Source organism: Pseudomonas sp. 22082, assembly GCF_052046055.1.
GTDB lineage: Bacteria > Pseudomonadota > Gammaproteobacteria > Pseudomonadales > Pseudomonadaceae > Aquipseudomonas > Aquipseudomonas pharyngis.
In genome coordinates this window covers 207,225-228,079 of the sequence record NZ_JBQEQB010000003.1, presented here as the reverse complement: position 1 = coordinate 228,079, position 20,855 = coordinate 207,225, and the positions used below count along the sequence as shown (strand labels likewise).

19 protein-coding genes are annotated in these 20,855 nt (G+C 58.3%); 10 read left to right on the top strand and 9 right to left on the bottom strand.

Annotation, left to right across the window (positions count from 1 at the left end; genetic code table 11):
- Positions 1–1,455 (bottom strand): MFS transporter, encoded by a 1,455-nt coding sequence (locus ACTJK9_RS05340; RefSeq protein ID WP_440812675.1) that lies wholly within the window; start codon positions 1,453–1,455, stop codon positions 1–3.
- A 230-nt stretch (positions 1,456–1,685) separates the two neighbouring features.
- On the opposite strand from ACTJK9_RS05340, the gene ACTJK9_RS05335 reads away from it, so the two are divergent.
- Positions 1,686–2,444: an SDR family NAD(P)-dependent oxidoreductase gene (locus ACTJK9_RS05335; protein ID WP_064596584.1), complete on the top strand. Its 759-nt coding sequence runs from the start codon at positions 1,686–1,688 to the stop codon at positions 2,442–2,444.
- A gap of 60 nt (positions 2,445–2,504) precedes the next feature.
- Here ACTJK9_RS05335 and ACTJK9_RS05330 read toward each other — a convergent pair whose 3' ends face one another.
- Positions 2,505–3,419: a LysR family transcriptional regulator gene (locus tag ACTJK9_RS05330; RefSeq protein ID WP_085646569.1), complete on the bottom strand. Its 915-nt coding sequence runs from the start codon at positions 3,417–3,419 to the stop codon at positions 2,505–2,507.
- Between the two features lie 213 nt (positions 3,420–3,632).
- On the opposite strand from ACTJK9_RS05330, the gene ACTJK9_RS05325 reads away from it, so the two are divergent.
- The 3 genes from ACTJK9_RS05325 (at position 3,633) to ACTJK9_RS05315 (ending at position 6,307) form a co-directional block, all read left to right on the top strand.
- Complete coding sequence (locus tag ACTJK9_RS05325; protein ID WP_440812671.1) at positions 3,633–4,973, top strand: nucleobase:cation symporter-2 family protein; 1,341 nt, start codon at positions 3,633–3,635, stop codon at positions 4,971–4,973.
- 30 nt (positions 4,974–5,003) lie between these two features.
- Complete coding sequence (locus ACTJK9_RS05320; protein ID WP_011334143.1) at positions 5,004–5,513, top strand: nucleoside deaminase; 510 nt, start codon at positions 5,004–5,006, stop codon at positions 5,511–5,513.
- Between the two features lie 134 nt (positions 5,514–5,647).
- Positions 5,648–6,307 (top strand): carbonic anhydrase, encoded by a 660-nt coding sequence (locus tag ACTJK9_RS05315; protein ID WP_011334144.1) that lies wholly within the window; start codon positions 5,648–5,650, stop codon positions 6,305–6,307.
- Positions 6,308–6,432: 125 nt separating this feature from the next.
- Here ACTJK9_RS05315 and ACTJK9_RS05310 read toward each other — a convergent pair whose 3' ends face one another.
- Entirely contained in the window at positions 6,433–7,656 is a 1,224-nt protein-coding gene (locus ACTJK9_RS05310; RefSeq protein ID WP_440812668.1) for a zinc-dependent alcohol dehydrogenase, read from the bottom strand.
- Positions 7,657–7,920: 264 nt separating this feature from the next.
- On the opposite strand from ACTJK9_RS05310, the gene ACTJK9_RS05305 reads away from it, so the two are divergent.
- Positions 7,921–9,711: a thiamine pyrophosphate-requiring protein gene (locus ACTJK9_RS05305; protein WP_221397352.1), complete on the top strand. Its 1,791-nt coding sequence runs from the start codon at positions 7,921–7,923 to the stop codon at positions 9,709–9,711.
- Positions 9,712–9,978: 267 nt separating this feature from the next.
- Here ACTJK9_RS05305 and ACTJK9_RS05300 read toward each other — a convergent pair whose 3' ends face one another.
- Positions 9,979–10,494, bottom strand: coding sequence for a cupin domain-containing protein (locus ACTJK9_RS05300; protein WP_440812665.1), 516 nt, complete (start codon positions 10,492–10,494; stop codon positions 9,979–9,981).
- Positions 10,495–11,088: 594 nt separating this feature from the next.
- Positions 11,089–11,802 (bottom strand): winged helix-turn-helix domain-containing protein, encoded by a 714-nt coding sequence (locus tag ACTJK9_RS05295; protein ID WP_011334147.1) that lies wholly within the window; start codon positions 11,800–11,802, stop codon positions 11,089–11,091.
- Between the two features lie 220 nt (positions 11,803–12,022).
- Between ACTJK9_RS05295 and ACTJK9_RS05290 the strand changes: the two genes are divergently transcribed.
- From ACTJK9_RS05290 to ACTJK9_RS05270, 5 genes are all read left to right on the top strand, one after another.
- Positions 12,023–12,856 carry a phytanoyl-CoA dioxygenase family protein gene (locus ACTJK9_RS05290; RefSeq protein WP_440812662.1) on the top strand — a complete coding sequence of 278 codons (834 nt, stop codon included), beginning with the start codon at positions 12,023–12,025 and terminating at the stop codon, positions 12,854–12,856.
- Positions 12,857–12,869: 13 nt separating this feature from the next.
- Complete coding sequence (locus ACTJK9_RS05285) at positions 12,870–13,286, top strand: RidA family protein (protein ID WP_011334149.1); 417 nt, start codon at positions 12,870–12,872, stop codon at positions 13,284–13,286.
- A gap of 90 nt (positions 13,287–13,376) precedes the next feature.
- Positions 13,377–14,039, top strand: a complete 663-nt coding sequence (locus ACTJK9_RS05280) for a TetR/AcrR family transcriptional regulator (RefSeq protein WP_011334150.1) — start codon at positions 13,377–13,379, stop codon at positions 14,037–14,039.
- Positions 14,040–14,220: 181 nt separating this feature from the next.
- Positions 14,221–15,705, top strand: a complete 1,485-nt coding sequence (locus tag ACTJK9_RS05275) for a flavin monoamine oxidase family protein (protein ID WP_440812658.1) — start codon at positions 14,221–14,223, stop codon at positions 15,703–15,705.
- Positions 15,705–16,361, top strand: a complete 657-nt coding sequence (locus ACTJK9_RS05270; protein WP_440812656.1) for a c-type cytochrome — start codon at positions 15,705–15,707, stop codon at positions 16,359–16,361. The genes ACTJK9_RS05275 and ACTJK9_RS05270 overlap by 1 nt, the downstream gene beginning before the upstream one ends.
- Positions 16,362–16,451: 90 nt before the next feature.
- On the opposite strand, the gene ACTJK9_RS05265 is transcribed toward ACTJK9_RS05270, so the two are convergent.
- The 4 genes from ACTJK9_RS05265 to ACTJK9_RS05250 form a co-directional block, all read right to left on the bottom strand.
- Positions 16,452–17,114 (bottom strand): hypothetical protein, encoded by a 663-nt coding sequence (locus tag ACTJK9_RS05265; protein ID WP_011334153.1) that lies wholly within the window; start codon positions 17,112–17,114, stop codon positions 16,452–16,454.
- A gap of 39 nt (positions 17,115–17,153) precedes the next feature.
- A complete protein-coding gene (locus tag ACTJK9_RS05260) occupies positions 17,154–17,810 on the bottom strand; it encodes a c-type cytochrome (protein WP_440812653.1) in 657 nt (218 codons plus the stop codon).
- Positions 17,811–17,819: 9 nt separating this feature from the next.
- Positions 17,820–19,292, bottom strand: coding sequence for a flavin monoamine oxidase family protein (locus tag ACTJK9_RS05255; protein ID WP_210710687.1), 1,473 nt, complete (start codon positions 19,290–19,292; stop codon positions 17,820–17,822).
- A gap of 191 nt (positions 19,293–19,483) precedes the next feature.
- Positions 19,484–20,851: an NAD(P)/FAD-dependent oxidoreductase gene (locus ACTJK9_RS05250; protein WP_440812650.1), complete on the bottom strand. Its 1,368-nt coding sequence runs from the start codon at positions 20,849–20,851 to the stop codon at positions 19,484–19,486.
- Positions 20,852–20,855: the final 4 nt, after the last annotated feature.

Genomic DNA, 20,855 nt, shown 5'->3' with positions numbered 1-20,855 from the left:
TCAGGTCGAGCGAACAGCCGAGGCTTGCGCTACCGTCGCTGGCTCGCGCGCTAACGTCAGGCTTATCGCTGCCCCTACGGCCAGGCAAACGGCGATGCACAGAACAGCGATCGTGAACGCATGAGTGATGCTGACCGCCGTCGCCGGTTCTCCGAGCAAGGTATAAAAGACACCGCCAATCAGTGCGACGCTCAGCGATGTGCTGATCTGCAGCGTGGCGCTGGTAATGCCTGCGATCATTCCGGCATACGCTGGCGCTACCCGGCCCGTGACCATGCGCATCAACGTCGGCAGGCCAAGCCCCTGTCCCAGACCGATCAGGAAAAGGATGACCGTCATGGAAGTGAAGGGCGGGGCGAGGGTAGTCGGTGTCACTGACACGAGCCAGCCCAGCCATAGTAATCCGACTACTTCCAGCCCCATGCCTACAGGATTCACGTAGCCCCCGAGGACGCGCCTGAGGAGCGGAACCGACAGGGGACCGAGCAGAAATCCCGCGCCAAACGGCAGAAAGATCAGGCCGGCATGCAGTGCGCTCATATGCAATGCGCTTTGCATGTACATCGAAAACATCAGAAAAAACACACCGATTGAATAGAAGCAAAGCGCGACCAGAAGCGCTCGCCCCAGGCCCGGTGCATTCAGTACGGCCGGGGCGAGGATGGGAGTTCCTCCGGTCCGGTGCAAACAGCTCTCGTAGCGCCAGAACACTACCGCCAGCACAGGACTGGCGGCCAGCGACAGCCAGGCCCACCACGGCCATCCCGCCTCGCGGCCTTCAATCAACGGCACGACCAGGGTGGTCAGGGTCAGCATCGACAACGCGGTGCCCACCAGATCCAGCTTGCTCGCGTGTTGCGCACGGGTTTCTTTGAGCACACGGATGCCGAACGCAATCACCAGCAACGCGATCGGCAGGTTGACCAGGAAGATCGCGCGCCATCCCATGCCCAACACGTCGACCTCAATCAAAAAGCCGCCCAGTGCCTGACCGATCACAGACGCCAGTCCAAATACGGCCCCGTAAATGCTCAATGCCAATGGTCTTTCCGACACTGGGAAAATCGCCTGCACCGATGCAAGTGCCTGAGGGGCCATTACCGCGGCGGTCACACCCTGCAAGGCGCGTCCGAGGATGAGCATCCACGGCGAAACCGCCACGCCGCACATCAGCGACGCGGCGGCGAAGCCCAGCAGGCCAAGGAAGAACATCCGCCCGCGGCCGTACAGATCGCCGAGTCGTCCGCCGGTAATCAGCGTCACGGCATAGAGCGTTGCATAGGAAGAAATCACCAGCTGCTCGGCAGAGGAGCCTGTCCCAAGATCCTCCTGTATCGAGGGCAGGGCGACGTTGACGATAAAAAAATCCAGGGGCGGCAGAAACGCACCGACGAGCAAGATGGCAAACATCAACCAGCGCCGAGGTTCGGGCACTTCGATTTCGATTCGAGACATGACAGGCATCCTGTAGGGAAACTCAGGTTTGACGACGACTGAAGGGCAAGGCTTCGCGCCTGCCCGGGTCAGGTCGCCGGGTCCCAATTTAGGGAGTCTCTCCTGCGTTTTCGCCTTACAAAACTGCACGGCCAACGTTCATTGCTGTCAGTGCCGTTCTGCGCCGTTGACGCTCACCATGGGCCAGGTCGTTTCAGACATTCCCTTCATCAACGACCGAGGAGTCAGACATGTCAGGTAAATTCAGCGATCAGGTTGCCGTCGTGACCGGCGGTTCCACAGGGATCGGGTTTTCCATCGCGCAAGCCTTGATCGCCGAGGGCGCCAAACGCGTTTACATCACTGGACGGGCAGCAGACAGGCTGGAGGCGGCAGTTGCCAGACTCGGCGACAAAGCTGTCGCGGTGGTTTCCGATGTCTCGCTTCAGGCCGATCTCGACACGCTCAAAGCGACAATCCAAACGCGCGACGACCGGCTGGACGCGGTGTTCGCAAATGCCGGGATCTGTGAGAAAAATCCGCTCGGAGAGACCAGCGAGGCGGCTTACTACGCCATGTTCGACGTGAACGTGAAAGGCGTTTTCTTCAGCGTTCAAACGCTTCTTCCGTTGATGAAAGACGCTTCGTCCATCGTCTTGACTGCCTCAATCTGCTCCAGCAACGGCATGGAAGGATTGAGTCTGTACAACGCGTCGAAGGCGGCGGTGCGATCGTTTGCACGCACGTGGGCCAATGAGCTCAAGGACCGCAAAATCCGCGCAAACGTGTTGAGCCCTGGCTTCACCCGCACACCGCTGATGGACAACGGGCTGAAAATGAGCGAGAGCGACATTGCCGCGCTGCGCCAGCACGTCGAGCAAATCACGCCATTGGGCTACATGGCGCAACCCGAAGAAATTGCCAGCGCGGCACTGTTTCTCGCCTCGGACGACGCCAGATACGTGAACGGCGTGGAGCTGATGGTCGATGGTGGTTTATCGCAAATCTGAAGCAGGGGATTGGTAAAGCATCGGGCAGGCGTAAGGCGACTTGTTCCATCTGCATTGATCTCAAAGCGTGGTGGTCTGCCCGTTGCGATCCAGTTCATACACCTTGTTGCCCTGCAACTTCTCCTTCAGCCATCGCTCTGCCTTACCTAACGGCCGCTGCCGCGCCCAGAGCAAATCCACACCAATCTGCCAGTCGGTATGCGGATACGCCGAGAGCTGCAGTTCCACCAGCTCACCCTTGGCCAGTTCACGCTGAATGAGTTGGCGGGGCAGGGTGGCCCAGCCGAGTCCGGCGCGGACCATTTCCAATAACGCCAGATAACTTTCCGCCTGCCACAGCTGGGTCGAACGCAGATATTCGCTGCTCGGCAGTTTGCTCGCGTGGGCGCTGAAGGCCAGGCGGCGATGGACGTGCAGGTCCTCGAACGTGACGTTATCGAGTTGCGCCAATGGGTGCTGGGGATGGCAGACGTGCAGCATGATCAGTTTGCCCAGTTGCTGGAACGCCAGCTCCTTGGGGTAACCAGGCTGTGAGAACGCCACACCGAGCACCGCTTCGCCGCTGCTGACCAGTTCACTGACGTCGCCATGGACCGGATGACGAATGATCAGGTCGACAAAGGGGAAGGCTGCTTCGAAGGCTTTGAGCACCGGCATGATCGGGCCGTACGGCGTTTCAATGGCCAGTGTCAGGCTGGGCTCTACGTTTTCCGACAGACAATCGGCGTGGGCTTCGAAGGTCATGCAGCGTTCAAGCACGGCTTCGGCCTGCACCAGCAATTTGTGGCCGCTGGCGGTGAGGGCAGGGCTGCGGTTGCTGCGGTCGAACAGGTCGACGCCAAGGTCGGTTTCGAGGTTGGCAATCGCTGCACTGATGGTCGATTGGGTCTTGCCCAGTTTGCGCCCGGCGGCGGAAAACGATCCGCTTTTGACTACTTGGACGAACATCAACAGTTGATCGAGTGAGAAGCGCAAGCGTTGAACTCCCGGTTCGAAAATGAAGGTTTGGAGCGGCTAACGGATGCCAGATCCGTGCCATCGGAAAAAGCGATGGTTGCTAATTTGTTTCATCGCAATAAACGTTCAAATATGGCCCCGCTTCAAACGATCTCCGGGGCGGATCCACCTCCAAACGCCCTGGGCATGCCCGCAATCTCAACAGATGCCGCACCTTCAGGAGCGTGTGAAATGACCACACAACGCACTCATCCGGTGGACGAGGTTTTGCCACTGCGACAGTTGTTCACGTTTGGCTTGCAGCATGTTCTGGTGATGTACGCGGGAGCGGTGGCGGTGCCGCTGATTCTTGGCAGCGCGATGGGGCTGACCTCGGCGCAAGTCGTGTTGCTGATCAACGCCAACCTGTTGACCTCTGGTGTGGCGACGCTGATTCAAACCCTCGGTTTCTGGAAATTCGGCGCCCGCCTGCCGCTGATTCAGGGCTGCTCGTTCATTGCCCTGGCGCCGATGATCATGATTGGCAAGGAGTTCGGCCTCAGTCAGATTTTCGGTGCGGTGATCGCGGCTGGATTTATCACCGTTGCGCTGGCACCGGTGTTCAGCCGATTGCTGCGGTTTTTTCCGCCGGTGGTGATTGGCAGCCTGATCACCATTATCGGCATCTCGCTGATGCCGGCCGCGGCGATCTGGCTGGGCGGTGGCAATCCCGACTCGGCAGATTTTGGCAATCCCGCCAATCTGTTGCTGGGTTTGGCCACGGTCAGTGTGACGCTAGTGATCTACGCCAGATTCAAGGGCTTCATCGGCAACCTCAGCGTGCTGATTGGCCTTTTTGTCGGCAGCCTGATCGCAGCGGTTTGCGGCATGACTCACTTCAATCGGGTCAGCGAAGCGGCGTGGTTTGAGCTAAGTGCGCCGATGGCATTCGGCGCGCCGGAATTCGCGCCGGTGCCGATTCTGATCATGACCCTGGCGATGCTGGTCATCATGGCCGAGACCACCGGCAACTGTCTGGCGATCGGCAAATTGACCGGCAAACCGACCACGCAACAGACCCTCGGCAATGCATTTCGCGCCGATGGCTTGTCGACCATGCTCGGTGGCTTGTTCAACAGCTTTCCTTACAACGCCTTTACTCAGAACACCGGTTTGATTGCGCTCTCCAACGTTAAAAGCCGCTTCGTTGTGGCCGCTGCCGGGGCAATCATGGTGCTGATGGGCCTGTTCCCGAAACTCGGCGCGTTGATCGCCGCGGTGCCGACGCCGGTGCTCGGTGGCTGCGCGATTGTGATGTTCGGCATGACCACGGTCGCGGGAATTCAGGAACTGTCACGGGTGCAATTCGAGGGCACGCGCAACGGCATTATCGTCGCCGTGTCAGTGAGTGTCGGGGTGCTGCCGATGTCCTTTCCGGCGCTGTTCGAACACGTCGGCCCGACCCTGAAACTGGTGCTCGACAGCGGGATTTTCCTCGGAGCAATCACCGCCATCGTCCTCAACGTTCTGCTCAACGATGAAAAAAAATCAACCGAAACCATCGGCGCTACATCGGCTGAACTGGCCGACTGACTTTTGTTTTCCACTGCCCTGGAGTTACCCATGAATCAATTGACTGAACTCATCCCGGCTGGCATCAGCGCGCTTGATCTGACGTTACTGCGCCAGACCATTGCCTTGTCCGAGGCATCGAAGCAACGCGGTCGCCATCCGTTCGCGGCATTGGTGGCCGACCGCAACGGCAAGGTGATTGTCGAAGCGGGGAACAACTCGATGCCCCCGGAAGGTGATCCAACCCAGCATGCCGAGTTGGTGGCAGCGGCGGCAGCGGCCAAACTGCTGTCGCCGCAGGAGTTGGAACTGTGCACGCTGTACACCAGCGCCGAGCCATGCTGCATGTGCGCCGGCGCGGTGTATTGGACGGGGATCGGACGTGTGGTCTATGCCTTGTCGGAGCATGCCTTGCTGGGACTGACGGGGGACCATCCGGAAAACCCGACGTTCTCGCTGCCGTGCCGCGAAGTGTTCGCCAAGGGGCAACGCAAGGTCAGCGTGTTGGGGCCGATGCTGGAGGGGGAGGCAGCTGAACCGCACAGGGGGTTTTGGTCGTAACAGGTTTTGAAACGAAGCTTGAGCGGTGTGAGGCCGCGCACTCGCATGCGACGTCTGCAATAATGACGCCCCACTGAGGCGCGAAGGCATCGAGTGCTCGTCTCGGCATCCGGAATCAGGCTTTGGAGGACTTTATGCGTGACATTATTGATGGCTTTCTGCGGTTTCAGCGTGAGGTGTATCCACAACGCGTCGAGCTTTTCAGGCAGCTCGCGACAGAGCAAAACCCAAAGGCGTTGTTTGTCACGTGCTCGGACAGTCGTGTAGTGCCTGAACTGCTCACACAGCGTGAGCCGGGTGAGCTGTTCGTGATCCGCAACGCCGGCAACATTGTGCCGTCATATGGTCCTGAGCCGGGTGGTGTTTCGGCCACCGTCGAATATGCGGTTGCAGTGCTCGGCGTACGGGACATCGTGATCTGCGGCCACTCGGATTGCGGAGCGATGGGCGCGATTTCACGCTGCACGTGTCTGGATCATCTTCCGGCAGTTGCCAACTGGCTTCGGCACTCGGACGCCGCGAAAGCGATCAACGCGGCGCATGAGTTCGATACGCCACGCGACAAGCTCGATGGCCTCGTTCGTGAAAACGTGATCGCACAACTGGCGAACCTGCGGACTCATCCATCGGTGGCGCTTGCGCTTGAGCAAGGACGCTTGAATTTGCATGGCTGGGTCTATGACATCGAGGCAGGTTGCATCGATGCGCTGGATGGAGCCACTCGACGCTTCGTTCCACTGTCCGATTCACCGACCACCGTTGCCGTCGCTGCGCGCAACGGTGGTCAGATATAACGGCGACAGACAGGTCGGGACGGGGAAAATTTCGTCCCGGCCGGTCGGTCCCTGGCCCGAATCAAAGACCCACCGATGACTCACAATCGTTTGATATTTCACGTCCTTTCTTTTATTCACACATTTTACGTGGCCAACGCCGTGGTGTTGACATCGTGTTCCGGTAGAGCCACATCGCTATCGCCCGGCGTCAGAATGACCTTGCGGCAATCCTCTTCCTTTTTATCAAAAATTTTATAGCCCTCTGGAGCCTGTTCCAGCGACATACGATGGCTGATGATGACCTCCGGTGAGAGGCGGCCTGCCTCGATGTGATGGAGCAGCTCCGGCAGGAAGCGATGCACGTGGGTTTGACCCATTTTGAAAGTCAGACCCTTGTCAAACGCGTCTCCGAAAAGGAATCCATGTATGAATCCAGAATAGACTCCAGGGACACTCACAATGCCACCACGTCTGACAGCTGCAATACACTGGCGCAGAGCTTTGCCGCTACTTCCCTCGAGCTTGAGTGTCGCCAGAACCGTTTCCGTCGTACTACCTTTCGCTTCAAACCCGACCGCGTCCACGACGCCGTCGACGCCCCGCATTCCTTTGGTCTGCCGAATGATCGTATCTGCAGGGTCGTCGTCTTCATCGAAGTTGATGGGAATTACGCCGTATGTTTTCTGCGCGTAAGCCAAGCGGTAAGGATGGTGATCGACCATGAAAATCTGGTCGGCCCCGAGCATTCTTGCGCAGGCTGCACTTAATAAACCGACAGGGCCCGCACCATAAATGGCGATGCTGGAGCCGTTGCCAATCCCCGCGTTCGTTACAGCCTGATACGCAGTCGGGAGGATGTCGGAGAGGAAAAGAACTTTCTCATCCGGCAGTGTCCCTGGCACTTTGAACGGCCCGGTGTTGGCTTTCGGTACACGCACGTATTCGGCCTGCCCGCCAGGCACTCCGCCGTACATATGGCTGAATCCGAACAGCGCGGCTCCCGGGGGTATCGCCTTTTTATTCAAGATCGCTCCACGCCCCGTATTTGTAGTTTCGCAGGCCGCGAACAGATCCATTTCGCAGAAGAAACAGCTGCCGCAGGCAATGACGAAGGGAATGACAACCCGATCGCCCGGCTGCACGGCGGTCACCGCTGAACCTGCCTCCTCGACGATCCCCATGAACTCATGACCGAAAATATCGCCATGCTCGACGGTTGGAATCTTTCCTCGATAAAGGTGAAGGTCAGATCCGCAAATCGCGGTTGCCGTCACTCGAAGAATGATGTCATCGCTGTCCTGGATGACTGGATCCGCAACGTTGTCGACTTTGACGCTGTGCGCGCCGTGATACGTAAGTGCTCTCATGGCGTCCTACCTCTGACTTTCACTGGATGTAAGTGGGAGAGGGCACACGGAGAGCGTAAGTTCATAATGAAAGGCGGGGGAAGTGACTGGCGGTGGTCCTCACAATGAAGAGCGCCTTATCACCCTGTCTTGCGTCTCTGTCGTGATCCGCAATTAATCGAAACTTCGCCGTCCGCCGGGCGGTCCAGACCTTTACATCTCCCGAGCGTGTCGTGGATGTCGGCGCACCGGGATGTCATACGCAATGAAAAGATGAGGTCGGACATGACGGTGACAGTGGGTGATTTTCTGGTCGAACGCCTGAGCCAATGGGGTGTGACGCGAATTTTTGGTTATCCCGGCGACGGTATCAACGGCGTCTTCGGTGCGTTGAGCCGGGCGGGCGGCAAGATCGAATTCGTCCAGGCGCGTCACGAGGAAATGGCGGCGTTCATGGCGTCCGCCCATGCCAAATTCACCGGTGAACTGGGTGTGTGCATCGCGACATCCGGCCCCGGCGCCTCGCACCTGATCACCGGACTGTACGACGCTCGGCTGGACCACATGCCGGTGCTGGCGATTGTCGGGCAGCAGGCGCGCACGGCACTGGGCAGCCATTATCAGCAAGAGCTGGATCTGGTCTCGATGTTCAAGGATGTGGCCGGCGCATTTGTGCAACAGGCCTCGGCGCCTTCCCAGGTCCGGCACTTGCTGGATCGTGCGGTGCGCACGGCGATTGGCGAACGCCGGGTGACTGCGTTGATCCTGCCGAACGACCTGCAGGACTTAGAGTACAAGGCGCCGGCGAGGGCCCACGGCACTGCGCATTCGGGGGTTGGTTACAGCAAGCCGAAAGTGCTGCCTTATGACGCGGATCTGCAACGTGCGGCCGATGTGCTGAACGCGGGAGAGAAGGTTGCGATTCTGGTGGGTGCCGGAGCGCTGCACGCCAGCGAGCAAGTGTTTGCGATTGCCGAGAAACTGGGAGCCGGAGTGGCAAAGGCGCTGCTCGGCAAAGCTGTATTACCGGACGAATTGCCTTGGGTCACAGGTTGTATCGGTCTGCTCGGCACCGAACCGAGCTACAAATTGATGACGGAGTGCGACACCCTGCTGATGATCGGATCGGGGTTTCCTTATGCCGAGTTCTTGCCGAAAGAAGGGCAGGCGCGCGGGGTTCAGATCGACCTGCAACCGGACATGCTCAGTCTGCGCTACCCGATGGAGGTGAACCTTGCCGGCGATGCGGCCGAGACCCTGGCCGCACTGGCACCGTTGCTCGAACACAAGCCACTGCGCAAGTGGCGTAAAAAGATCGAAGGCTGGCGGGCGAGCTGGGATAAAACCCTCGAGAAGCGCGCGATGGCCAAGGCCGACCCGGTTAACCCGCAACGGGTGGTGTATGAGTTGTCCCCGCGTTTACCCGAGCAGGCCATCATCACCAGCGACTCCGGTTCTTGCGCCAACTGGTTCGCCCGTGACCTGAAAATCCGCAAGGGCATGAAGTGCTCGCTCTCCGGTGGCCTGGCCTCGATGGGCGCCGCTGTGCCATACGCGATCGCGGCGAAGTTCGCTTTCCCACAACGGCCGGTGATCGCCCTGGTGGGCGATGGCGCCATGCAGATGAACAACATGGCCGAACTGATAACGGTCGCCAAATACTGGCGACAGTGGGACAGCCCGAAGTGGATCTGTGCCGTGTTCAACAATGAGGATCTGAATCAGGTCACCTGGGAGCAGCGCGTGATGGAGGGCGATCCGAAATTCGTTGCCTCGCAGAGTATTCCGGATGTGCCTTACCACCTGTTCGCCATCTCCATCGGCCTCAAAGGCATTTTTGTCGATCGGGAGGAAGACGTGGCCGCAGCCTGGGAGCAGGCGTTAGCTTCCGAAGTACCGGTCGTCATTGAATTCAAGACCGACCCGAATGTGCCGCCGTTGCCGCCGCATATCAAGCTGGAACAGGCAAAGAAATTCGCCAGCACATTGCTCAAGGGTGATCCGGACGAAGCGGGCGTCATCGTGCAAACGGCTAAACAGGTATTGGGGACGGTATTGCCCGGGAAGCGCAAGTAGTGACGGTAAGACCCGCGAAGAGTTTCGTGACGATGGCTTGGTTTTCAATCTGCATATCACCAGGACGCCGGGGAGTCAGGGCGTCCTGGCGGCAAAGGTGAACCGAGGAAGTTCCGATCAGAAACACTATTTAACATAATATACATTACACGTAACAAAGTATTACGGAGTCAGCCCGGTTGCGCACGCCATTTCGATCTCCAGCATCGCTTTCAAACGACCTGATCTTTGTTGGCTGTAGGTCTCTCTATTTAAAACGTGCCGCTCTCAATCCTCGGCACGCGTCAGCTTTTCAATCAGCGCTCGATGCTGCGGATACCGCGCTGTGAGTTTCTGCCGACTTCCCATTTCCATATCGGCGAAATCAAAGCCTGGTGAAACCGCTTCGCTGATCAAACCAAATCCGCTCGAACCATTCAGCAATCTGGAGGCTTTCCAGATTCCGCCCGGTACGTGCAATTGCAAATGTTGTCCGGCTAGAACATCGCTGCCCATCACCAACGTCTGCAGTGAACCGTCTTCAAGGATCAAGCTGTACTCAATGGCATCGCCCAGATGGAAATAATGCAGGATGTCCGAATGGTTGAAATGAAACTGGCCGACCGGTGAATCTTCGGTAAGCAGGTAGTAAATCGACGTCATCAGAAAGCGTGAGCCGCTCGTGGTTTCAAGCATGTCCCGGTGATCAGCCTGGTATGTCCTGCGGAAATAGCCGCCCTCAACATGAGGTTCAAGGTCCAGTGATGCAATCAGGTTCGACGCACTGATCTGACTCGGATTCATGGCCTGCTCCATTGATTTTCAATACATTCTGTAATAACTCGACTAAACGGTCATTTAGTCGAGTTAGTTTCTATTAAAGCTGAGGCATGCTTCCTCTCTGCCTAAAACATAACTATCCGTGTACATCATTAATGCTTAACTTTCCCGTTGCGCATGAGCTTTCAATGATCGCTTACGCTCCTCAGTCCGGATTAGAACTGCGTTTTCAGGCATAACTTTCACGGCATTAAGTAACTCGACCGTGGGGCGAGTACACATGAAGATCAAGCTTCCATTCGCGGCTGCTCACGCCCGCTTAGCGCGGGGGCTCGGGATTCCCAGTCTGCCCCTAACATATAGAGCGGCCCTCCTGCATTTTATACATCCGCGTTTCTATTTCGTGTGAATTTTTTTTATCGTGCACGAGAACGTCGCGGTATCACTGGCAGTCAGTGTGATATTTTTTAATAAGTATGTTTTAACTGGCTCTCCTGTTAACTGATCGAGGTCGACGACTTGTCTTTCCTGCATTTGGTGCCAGCCATAAACCGAATACAGCGACGCCGGAATCCAGACAAAAAACAGCAAAATCAGCACGTCCTTTTTCATACTTATCTATGCCTCCCAAGCAAACGGATTAAAAAGGTAACCCCTGCCCCAAATTGTCTTGATGAGCTCTGGATTTCGAGGGTTGTCATTGAGCTTTCCGCGCAATTTACTGATGTGAACATCGACGCTGCGGTTGATCCCGTCGAAAGGAATACCGCGGATACGGTTGAGGATTTCGTCGCGAGAAAAAAGTGTGCCCGCCGCGCTGGCCAGCAAGGACAGTAGTTCGAACTCCATGGTTGTCAGATCGATTCTTTGATCGGCCAGGCTCACTACTCGGCCACTGCGATCAATCGACAACTGACCGAATTCAAGGATGTCGAGCGCTGTCGGTTGCTTCGTGGGGATATGGCGTCGCAGTAAAGCGCGCAACCGAGCCAGGAATACCGATGGCTTGACAGGTTTGACTACATAGTCGTCGGCACCGGATTCCAGGCCGAGAACCTGATCCCTGTCATCTCCCTTGGCAGTCAAAATGATGATGGGGATATCGAAACCATCACGAATCCGACGGCACAGGTGCAGTCCGTTCTGATCTGGCAGCAGGAGCTCAAGTACGACGATTTGTGGCTTGAGTTCAGCGATGGCCGCCAATGCCTGGTCACCCCGGCGAACAACTTGCACCGCAAAACCATGCCGGGCCAGGAATTTAGTGATGAGTTTCGCCAGCCTCTGATCGTCCTCAACTAGCAGTGTTTTAACGAGACCTGGGTTTTCCATAAAAGCTCAGCATTAGGACCTTGATTAAGTGTGTGCAGCCTCAGACCCACGGTGCGGTTGAGCGACCGATCATCAGCGAGTGATCACCGGGGCCCCGCCGCAGAGCATCTGCATAGGCCTCCATTGATAATAACATTATTAAGATAACGACTGTTGTGTTTAATCTTATCGCCTGCTAGCATCGAAATCGCCAAGTGGCATTTTCGAGGAGAAAGCTCTCATGCAACTCTCTGTGCGAAAGGCGTTCCTGGAAGACGGGGCCGTCCTGATCAAAGGTTTTCTGAGCAAAGATCAATTGGCCGAGTGCCGTGCAGCCTACGACTGGGCTGTTGAGAATCATGGCCCTCATGCGACTCGAATGTTCGACGGAACGGAGCAACAGTCGCACGTCGACAACGCCAATCCCGTTGCAAAGGCCCGTCTCGAAGAACTGGTGGCTTCCCTCCCCTTTGGCGAGCTATTTACCGAGCTCTGGGGTTCGGAGAATGTGTGGTACTTCGCCGAAGAAGTGTTTCTCAAAGCAGGTGGACGCGGTTCTCGCACGCTTTGGCATCAGGACACGTCCTATCTGCCTTGGGCCGGAAACCATTGGGCGAATGCCTGGATCAGCTTTGAATCAGTGCCGAAGAAAAACGCTTTGGAAATCGTTCGAGGTTCGCACAAAGGACCACGCTACGACGGCACCACGTTTCGCGATCCGAATGATCCGACTCAACCGCTGCATGGCGGCGATGTATTGCCACGCCTGCCGGACATCGAGGCTTTGCGGCAAAACGATCCCGAAGCATTTGAGATCATTTCGTGGGCCACCGAGCCTGGCGATATCCTCCTGCTGCATCCGGGTTCGCTGCATGGCGGCGCTCCGGTGGATGAAACCTTCCCGGACCGTCACACCTTCGTTTTCCGTTTCTTTGGCGACGACGCCACCTTCCATCCCTTGCCAGAACACAGCGCCGGCGGTTATCCGCAGCAAGGCGTGCTGTTCACTGAAGAGCTGTCGACGCTGAAAGCGGGAGACGCCTTCCGCCACCCAACGTTCCGCCAATTAATATAAGAGGAGCACCGCCATGAGCACTCAAGACCTGCAGCGTCAGTCCTTCAACCCTGGTCACACCCAGGCGATCTACGACAACTTCCACTTTTCCCAGGCCACACGCGTCGGCAACATGATCTGGGTGTCCGGCCAGGTCGGTATCGACGAGGCCATGGTTCCAGCCGACGGCATCCAGGCGCAATCCCATCTGGCGTTTCAATCCTTGCGGACCATTCTCGAAGCTGCGGGCGCAAGCCTGGCCGACGTGGTCGAGCTGATGACGTTTCATACCGACCTGCAGGCCGAAGTGCACGCCTTTGGACAGGTAAAGGACGAATACTTCCCTGAACGTTATCCAGCCTGGACCGCTGTCGGCATTTCACAACTGGCAATGCCCGGCTTGCGCGTGGAAGTCCGGGCCGTCGCGGTGATTGGCAGCGGTCGAATCTGAACGATTGCATGATCGCGACGTGCCAAGCCAAAATGGCGTTCGCAGCCACTGTCGACTCAACGCCTTCAACCAACGGAATCACTTTCTCTCATGCATGATGCTCAAGCGCCTTCCACGGATAGTCAGCACTCCATTGACAGTGATTCCGCGCCCGCTCCACGTCGCGGTCGTCCGGTAGGTAATCGTCTGGAAAAACGCGGTGAACTGTTGACCGCAGCCATCGAAGTCATTGCCCAGGAAGGTTATGCCGGGACGTCTCTGCGCAAGGTCGCCAGTCATGCCGGGTGCACCACGGGGGCCGTGACCTATTACTTTGCCAACAAAGAAGAAATGATCACGGCGGCGGCGCAGAGTCTGTTCGACGAGTTCGACCATTTGCTGGATGCCGGTCAGGAAAAAGTCGATGTCAGGGCAATGATCGAGCAGTGGTTGAACCTGACTCAAGCCAACGACTCGGCGCGCTGGCTGGCCTTGTTTCAGATGCTTGCCCACGCTCGGCACGAACCGGTATTTGCCGACGTGATCCAGAAACGTTATTCGCGCTTCCGCGAGGATCTCGCCAGCATTCTGCGCAAGGGACAAAGCCAAGGCATCATCCGCAAGGACATTGCTGCCGATCTGCTTGCCGATCAGCTCAGCGCGCTGAGTGATGGCTGGATGATGATGCTGCCAATCGAGCCAGAGCGATTTGAAGCCAAACGCAGCAAGGCCTTGATGGATGCGGTCATCACGCTGATCAGCCCCGCTCGCTAAAACCTGCCCTCCAGCATCAACAAGGTTCGCTTCATTTGCGCAGCGAACCCTGCTTGGTCACGCCCGCGTTACGCTCATACCCACGGTTAACCGACATCGCGCCGATTTCACTTTGCTGAATTCCTGATCCGTCATATATTCACATAACATCTGTGATTATAAATAGAAAACGGAGGTGAAGATGAGTGCGGATCTCGATCAACTGTCGACGCAATCACGACAGCGACGGTTGTTATTGCAAGCGATCGGAGGCGCAGCCCTCGCCGGAGGGCTCGGTGTCACCGGGCGTGCGATGGCGCAAATCGAACCTGTAGATACCTCGATACTGGATGTGGTGATCATTGGCGCAGGGCTTTCCGGGCTAACCTCCGCCAGAGACCTCCGGGCCGCCGGCTGCGAGTCGTTTGCCGTGCTTGAAGCCCGCGACCGTGTCGGTGGTCGCACGCTTAACCATGATCTGGGCAATGGCGTGATCTCCGAGGCCGGTGGCCAATGGATCGGCCCGGGGCAAACGTCGATCGCCGACCTGGCCAGACAGCTCGATGTCGCCACCTTCCCCACCTACTACAAGGGCAAGGCGGTGTATCTGATGGACGAGGTCAACATCCAGGAAGATCTCAGCGACGGGCCGAATTCCAATACAGAAGTCGTCGCAAAACTGAACAAGCTCGCCGAAGGCGTCCCCAGCAAAGCGCCGTGGAAAGCCAAGGACGCGGCTGAGCTGGACAAACTGTCGATCGGCCAGTGGCTGGCCGGTCAAGGCATCAGCAACGTCGACAAGATCGGCTTCAACATGTCCGTGAGCCTCACCTTCGGTACCACGCCGGCCGGCATGGGACTCCTGCATTACCTGGCGATGATCAACTCGTCGGACTGCCGCCTTGAAAAGCTCGAAGGGGTCCAGGGCGGTGCGCAGGAATCTCGCCTGGCTGGCGGCTCGCAAATTCTCAGTTTGAAGATGGCTCAGGCGCTGGGAGATAAAATCCGTTTGGCGTGCCCGGTGCGCAAGATTGTCGGTTGGGATCGAGATGTCGTCGAGTTGCACACCGATCAGGGCGTCATCCGCACGCGGCAGGTAATTGCTGCGCTGAGCCCGGCGTTGTGCAATCAGATCCTCTTCGATTCGCCCCTGCCGTCCGGGCGTGCCGAGCTGCAGCAGCATTGGCCGGCCCATGCACCGATGCGCAAGACCGTGCACGTCTATGAGCGCCCGTTCTGGCGCGACCAAGGCCTCAACGGGCAGATTGTGCCAGTGGAAGGTCCGCTGATCTGGGCCTTTGACAACTCCCCGGCGGACGGCAGCCTGGGTGTGCTCAGCGGCTTCGTCAGGACCGGCCAATTACCCCATGACCCGAAAACGGCGCAGGACACCCTGTCGGCGATTTACGCCCGCGCCATGGGCGAACAAGCCCTGCACCCGATTCAGTTTCATGATCTGGACTGGGGCAAGATCGACCCGTGGAGTTTGAGTTGTATTTCCCCTATGCCCCCCGGTTTCTGGACACAATGGGGCGAGTACCTGACGCCGGCGGTCGGTCGCCTGATCTGGTCGGGTACCGAGACTGCGGAAATCTGGGCCGGGGCAATGGACGGTGCGGTCCGCGCCGGACATCGCGCGGCAATGGAAGCGCTGCAGGCGTTGCTTCAACCACGGAGGAGCGCCTGATGAAGCGGACTGTGGTGTTTGGAGTCATCACCGTGAGCGCGGCGTTGGCTGGATCAATAGCGATTTACGGGCCGGAACTGTGGGCGGGCTATCGTTTCATGCAGGCCGTGGATCAGCATGACGCTGCGTACCAGGCCAACGGCGGTGCGTGGCCACAGTTGCAGGACACCTGCGCGCTTTGCCATGGCGCCAGCGGTCAACCCCGCGACGCTCAATACGCAGCGCTTGCAGGGCAGCCTGCGGCATACATCGAAAACCAGTTGCGCGCGTTTGCCGAAGGGCGTCGCCACAGTGCCCAGATGCAGCCGCTGGCGGCCAATCTGACCGACGAGCAGATCAAGCGCCTGGCCAGTTATTTTGCCGAACAGCGACCAGGCGTGACTGAAGTCCCGGCCAAGGATGATGCGCTGGACCAGCGCGGTCAGCGTGTGGTCGCCGCCAATGGGTGTGCAGCCTGCCACGGTGAAAAACTCACTGGCGGCCCCCTGGCTCCGCGTATCGCCGGACAAGGGCAGCTTTATCTGATCGATCAACTGAGCGCTTTCAAACGTGGCCAACGCATCGATCCGACGCAGGCCATGAATGCCATGGCGGGCACCCTGTCAGATGAGGACATCAAGGCCGTGGCGCATTATCTGGCCAAGCTGAACCCTTGATCCTGCCCGGGCAAGGATGCCCACCGCCCTACCCTGCATTACGCAAAAAAGCCGCCAAAACGGCGGCTTCGAGCACTTCAACTATCCTCCTCAGCGCGTTTGCAGTACTGCCATTGCGCCCTTCGCGCGCTCCAGCGCGCAATACGCGTAATACAGGTGCACCAGCAGATAAGCCCAGGTCGTCAGTGCAAGCACGTAGAAGTTCAGCAGCACATTGCTGTCGTCGCCGGGGATCTTGTAGAAATCGTAGATGCACGCAATGGTCAGTGAGGCGAGCATGCCAATCATCACACCGATCGCGTGTAGCGACTCTCCGACATTTGCCAGGCGTACTGCGAAATACACCAGGTAGACCGAAAACATCACCCACATCAGCACGTAGAAATACGGCAGGAGCGTGACCAGAACCTTGGTCGAGATCAACGCGAGTGTGCCCAGCAGAGCGCCGGCAAACATCATGAGCTCCTTGCCCATCGAGGGCTTGTAGGCATGCGTTACCGCCATCAGCCCGAGTACCGTAATAATCGGAATCCCGAAGGCTCTGGAGAACGCGTCGCAGAAGTATGAAATCAGGTACGCATGCTCCGATCCTGTCAGGAAAAAGATCAGGAAGTTTGTCGCGGAAAAGGCAACCACAAACCACTCCAGAGCCAGTAGCAGGTTTCTCTTCTTCAGAAACCTGATGCCAAAGGTCAGACCATTGGCAAGCAGCAAGAAACAGGCAAGGCACAGCACAATATTTCTCGGTTCCATAACGATAGCCTCGGTACAGCTGACAGAAAATTTGATGGGTTAACGGGATTGAGGAACCAGTGCAGCCAGGTAAGCAGCAATCGCCTGGCGCTCCTGCGCAGACAGCGCCGCTGCCATGGCTTGCATCGCGCCACTTGGCTCAATGCGCTCGCTGCTGGCAAAAGCGTTGAGCTGGGCCAAAAGGTAGTCCTGACCTTGTGCAGCCAGGCGCGGGAAGGTGTCGTGGCCCATCAGTTGGGCACCATGGCAGGCGGTGCAACCTCGGGTTTGCACCAGTTGTTTGCCCTGGTCCTTCAGCCCCTCGTCAGGGCTGACAGCCGCATGAGCAACGACCGATTGCCGGGCGTAGAACTTCGCCAGCAGATCAACTTCATCCGCGCTCAGGGTCATCGCCAGCGGCCCCATGTTGGGAGCGAACCGTTGCCCACTTGCAAAGTTGCGCAACTGGGCAGACAGGTACGCGGCGGGTTGCCCGGCCAAGCTCGGATACGTCGGGTTCAGCGAGTTACCGTGGCTGCCATGGCAACCGGTGCAGGCATCGGTCAGGTGTGGCCAGTTTCCGCGTTCGGCCTGATAGGCCTCCGTGGAGGTCGTGATGTAAGTCTGCAGCCGATACAGGTCGAGCAGATCACGGCCGAAAACCACCACCAGCACCGCAATGACCGCGATGACGCCAAGCGCTATGTTTTTTTTCATTGCCGCCTCCTATGCCCGACGTAACGCGTTGAGCACCTGCAAGGCGCTATGGCGTCCGGCGCGCACGGCACCGTCCATGTAACCTGCCCAGATGTCGGCGGTTTCGGTGCCCGACCAGAACAGATTGCCGCACGGCGGACGCAGTGCCTCGCCATGTGTCGACCAGAAACCGGGAGGAATCGGCGACACGCACGTGATGGTCCACGGGTCGAAATGCGCCCAGTCGTGATCGTGGTAGGAAACCGGCTCAAGCGCTGCGTCCCCCAGGGCGCGTGCATAGATTTCGGTCTGCACACGCTTCGCGGCTTCGGGGTCGGTGGGGGCTGCGGCATTCAGAATGAATGCATTGATCACGCCGATTTCGCCGTTTGGCGGCGAGTTGTCGTAAGCCCAGATGACTGGCCCACCGACCTGAATGATGTGGCCGTTCAAGCCCTTGTCACGCCAGAAAGGCCGCGGGTAAACCATTGCGGTCTTGCGTGCCGGCGAGTGCGCTGGCCAGGCCCGCTGCAGGGCGGCGCGAGCTTCGGGCAGCGGTGGATCGAATTGCAGGCGTTGGCACAGCGCGGGATGAATCGCCATGATCACCCGGCGGGCGCGGATCTCGCCCTGATCCGTTTGCAGTCTGACGATGTCGCGGTTCCAGTCAGCAATTTTGCGCACTGGGCACGACAAGCGAACCTTGTCGCCCAACAATTGCGCCATTTTGCTGCTGAGAACCTGTGAACCGCCGACGATCCGCGTGCCTTGCGCGCTGTCTTTGATCGAATCGAGCCGCATGTATTCGCTGCCGGCCGAATTGATCATCGACAGAAAATGCAAGAAGCCCATCTTCGCCGGCGTGACACCGCAGGTCAGGAGGAAGCTGGCATTCCACCCTGCGCGATCTTCCGGCTTGATGTTTTGCTGAGCGAGCCAGTCGCCCGCCGAGAGCTTGTCCAGTTCGGCCACCCTGGGGGATTTCCATGGCGCACCGCACGGCACATCACGCGACAGCTCGCTGAGTTTTGCCGAGACGCTTTCGTCGGTACCGAAGGTGCCTTTCAAATCGACAGCGACACGTCCATCGCCCCCGAGGATCACGGTTTCCCCGTCATAGAAACTGGGAAAGGTGCCGACCTCAAGCTCACGGGCCAGATCCGCTACGGCGGTTTGTCCTGGACCGATCCACTGACCTCCGGCTTCGGAGATGTAGCCGGAGCCCAAGTCATGATTGAGGGTGCGGCCGCCGACACGATCACGCGCTTCAAGCACCAGCAGCGACTCACAGCCTGCCAGATGCAGATCACGGGCGGCGGTCAAACCAGCCAGGCCGGCACCGATGATCACCACATCAAATACATCGTCCGAACTGTCCTTTTGCAGCGCATCGGCGGCATTGGCCAGGCCAAGGTTCAAACCGATCGATCCCACGGCGGCGGTTGCACCGGCCAGTTTGAGTAATTGTCTTCGCTTCAGATCGGGAGGGGCGTCAGTACTCATGTTCGATGCCTCACATCACGTTATTGTTGGATTGAACGCCCGTGGCCGAGCGTGGGTGCGGCAGTAAAAAAGTGGTGACGAGAACGCAAACATTCGTTTGTCTTTCTGCAGGCGAACGCCTGCCGGACCCAGGACTCCAAGGTCAGCTTCACCACGGAAAATCAGCGTGTTGGTTCTATAAGCCTCAACCGTCAGGCATGAGGGCGCACAACTTTGCGGTTGGTGTATTCGTCCAGAATATGTGCTCCCCCTAGCGCCACATTCACGGCGCACCACTGCAGCGGTTCGGGCAGGGTTTTCGGAGTTTTATGCCGCAGCGCGGCGAGCAGCGGATGCTCGATACCGCCGATCCTTTCTGCCAGCAGATGGCCGATCAGCGACTGCGAGGCGACACCGTGTCCGGAGCAACCCGCGGTGTAGAGAATGTTGTGGTGCGACCCGGTTTCGCCCACCACCGGCAACGCGTCGTAGGCCATGCTGACGTAACCACTCCAGCACGCTTGAATGCCGATACCGCGTAACGTCGGGAAACGCACGCCAAGGTTGTCTTGCAACGCGCGGTAGGTGACCTCATCGGGAATGTTCGGGGTTTTCGAGCCGTAGGCATAACCCAGCCGTTTGGTGGTCATCAGCAGCGTATTGCGTGCGGTCAGGCGATGGCTTTCCATCACCAGGTGCGGTGTTGTCAACCCTTCCCGCCCTGCCCAGCCCAGCGATGCCAACTGCTGTGGTGTCAATGGCTCGGTTTCGACCGCCGAAACCCGAAACGGTACGACTTTGTCGCGCAAAAGACCGAGCTGCGGCGTATAGGCATTGGTGGCCAGCACCACTATTGGCGCGCTCGCCCGCCCGCGTGGCGTCCGGCAGGTGATCGTCGGCCCGTCGGAGTACGACTCAAGCGTGGTGTTTTCATACAGCCTCACCCCCGCCTGGAGTGCAGCGCGGCGCAGGCCCATCACGTATTTGCCTGGGTCCAGGGTACCGCCGTGGCGTTGCAGACAGCCAAACAGAAAGGCCGGTGGAATCCCCCGCGCGCGCATTTGTGCCTGATCCAGAAACTCGGTTTGCGAACCCAATTCGTGGCCCACGGCCATGCTTTTGCGCAGCCTCTTTTCTTGCGACGGATGGATCCCCGCCCTGATGATGCCCGAGGCGTTGTAGTCGCAGTCGATCCCCAGTTCGCGCAACCGACCTTCGACGTAGGCGACCGCTTCGTCATAGAACCTGACGATATTTTGCGCTTTTTCCTTGCCGACACGTTTCAGGAACAACTCGAACTCAATGCCGATGCTCCCGCCCAGATAACCGGCATTCCGACCGCTGGCACCGAAACCGGCAAACTCCTGCTCGAGGATAATGACCTTCGCTCCCAGCGCCGTAAGCTCCAGGGCGGTGCACAGCCCGGCGAAACCGGCACCGATCACGATGACGTCCGCGCTTACATCGCCTTCGAGCTCTGGCTGCAGATCAACCGGACTTTCGACCCAGCCACCCAACCGACGGAAATGTCCGCCTGCAAAATGGCGTTCCAACTCTTGTGCTTGATAGGCCATGGACATGTGA

Excerpts from the sequence above, each read along its gene's own strand:
- ACTJK9_RS05340 (WP_440812675.1), bottom strand. The coding sequence starts at position 1,455 with ATGTCTCGAATCGAAATCGAAGTGCCCGAACCTCGGCGCTGGTTGATG.
- ACTJK9_RS05335 (WP_064596584.1), top strand. The coding sequence starts at position 1,686 with ATGTCAGGTAAATTCAGCGATCAGGTTGCCGTCGTGACCGGCGGTTCC.
- ACTJK9_RS05325 (WP_440812671.1), top strand. The coding sequence starts at position 3,633 with ATGACCACACAACGCACTCATCCGGTGGACGAGGTTTTGCCACTGCGA.
- ACTJK9_RS05320 (WP_011334143.1), top strand. The coding sequence starts at position 5,004 with ATGAATCAATTGACTGAACTCATCCCGGCTGGCATCAGCGCGCTTGAT.
- ACTJK9_RS05315 (WP_011334144.1), top strand. The coding sequence starts at position 5,648 with ATGCGTGACATTATTGATGGCTTTCTGCGGTTTCAGCGTGAGGTGTAT.
- ACTJK9_RS05310 (WP_440812668.1), bottom strand. The coding sequence starts at position 7,656 with ATGAGAGCACTTACGTATCACGGCGCGCACAGCGTCAAAGTCGACAAC.
- ACTJK9_RS05305 (WP_221397352.1), top strand. The coding sequence starts at position 7,921 with ATGACGGTGACAGTGGGTGATTTTCTGGTCGAACGCCTGAGCCAATGG.
- ACTJK9_RS05300 (WP_440812665.1), bottom strand. The coding sequence starts at position 10,494 with ATGAATCCGAGTCAGATCAGTGCGTCGAACCTGATTGCATCACTGGAC.
- ACTJK9_RS05295 (WP_011334147.1), bottom strand. The coding sequence starts at position 11,802 with ATGGAAAACCCAGGTCTCGTTAAAACACTGCTAGTTGAGGACGATCAG.
- ACTJK9_RS05290 (WP_440812662.1), top strand. The coding sequence starts at position 12,023 with ATGCAACTCTCTGTGCGAAAGGCGTTCCTGGAAGACGGGGCCGTCCTG.
- ACTJK9_RS05285 (WP_011334149.1), top strand. The coding sequence starts at position 12,870 with ATGAGCACTCAAGACCTGCAGCGTCAGTCCTTCAACCCTGGTCACACC.
- ACTJK9_RS05280 (WP_011334150.1), top strand. The coding sequence starts at position 13,377 with ATGCATGATGCTCAAGCGCCTTCCACGGATAGTCAGCACTCCATTGAC.
- ACTJK9_RS05275 (WP_440812658.1), top strand. The coding sequence starts at position 14,221 with ATGAGTGCGGATCTCGATCAACTGTCGACGCAATCACGACAGCGACGG.
- ACTJK9_RS05270 (WP_440812656.1), top strand. The coding sequence starts at position 15,705 with ATGAAGCGGACTGTGGTGTTTGGAGTCATCACCGTGAGCGCGGCGTTG.
- ACTJK9_RS05265 (WP_011334153.1), bottom strand. The coding sequence starts at position 17,114 with ATGGAACCGAGAAATATTGTGCTGTGCCTTGCCTGTTTCTTGCTGCTT.
- ACTJK9_RS05260 (WP_440812653.1), bottom strand. The coding sequence starts at position 17,810 with ATGAAAAAAAACATAGCGCTTGGCGTCATCGCGGTCATTGCGGTGCTG.
- ACTJK9_RS05255 (WP_210710687.1), bottom strand. The coding sequence starts at position 19,292 with ATGAGTACTGACGCCCCTCCCGATCTGAAGCGAAGACAATTACTCAAA.
- ACTJK9_RS05250 (WP_440812650.1), bottom strand. The coding sequence starts at position 20,851 with ATGTCCATGGCCTATCAAGCACAAGAGTTGGAACGCCATTTTGCAGGC.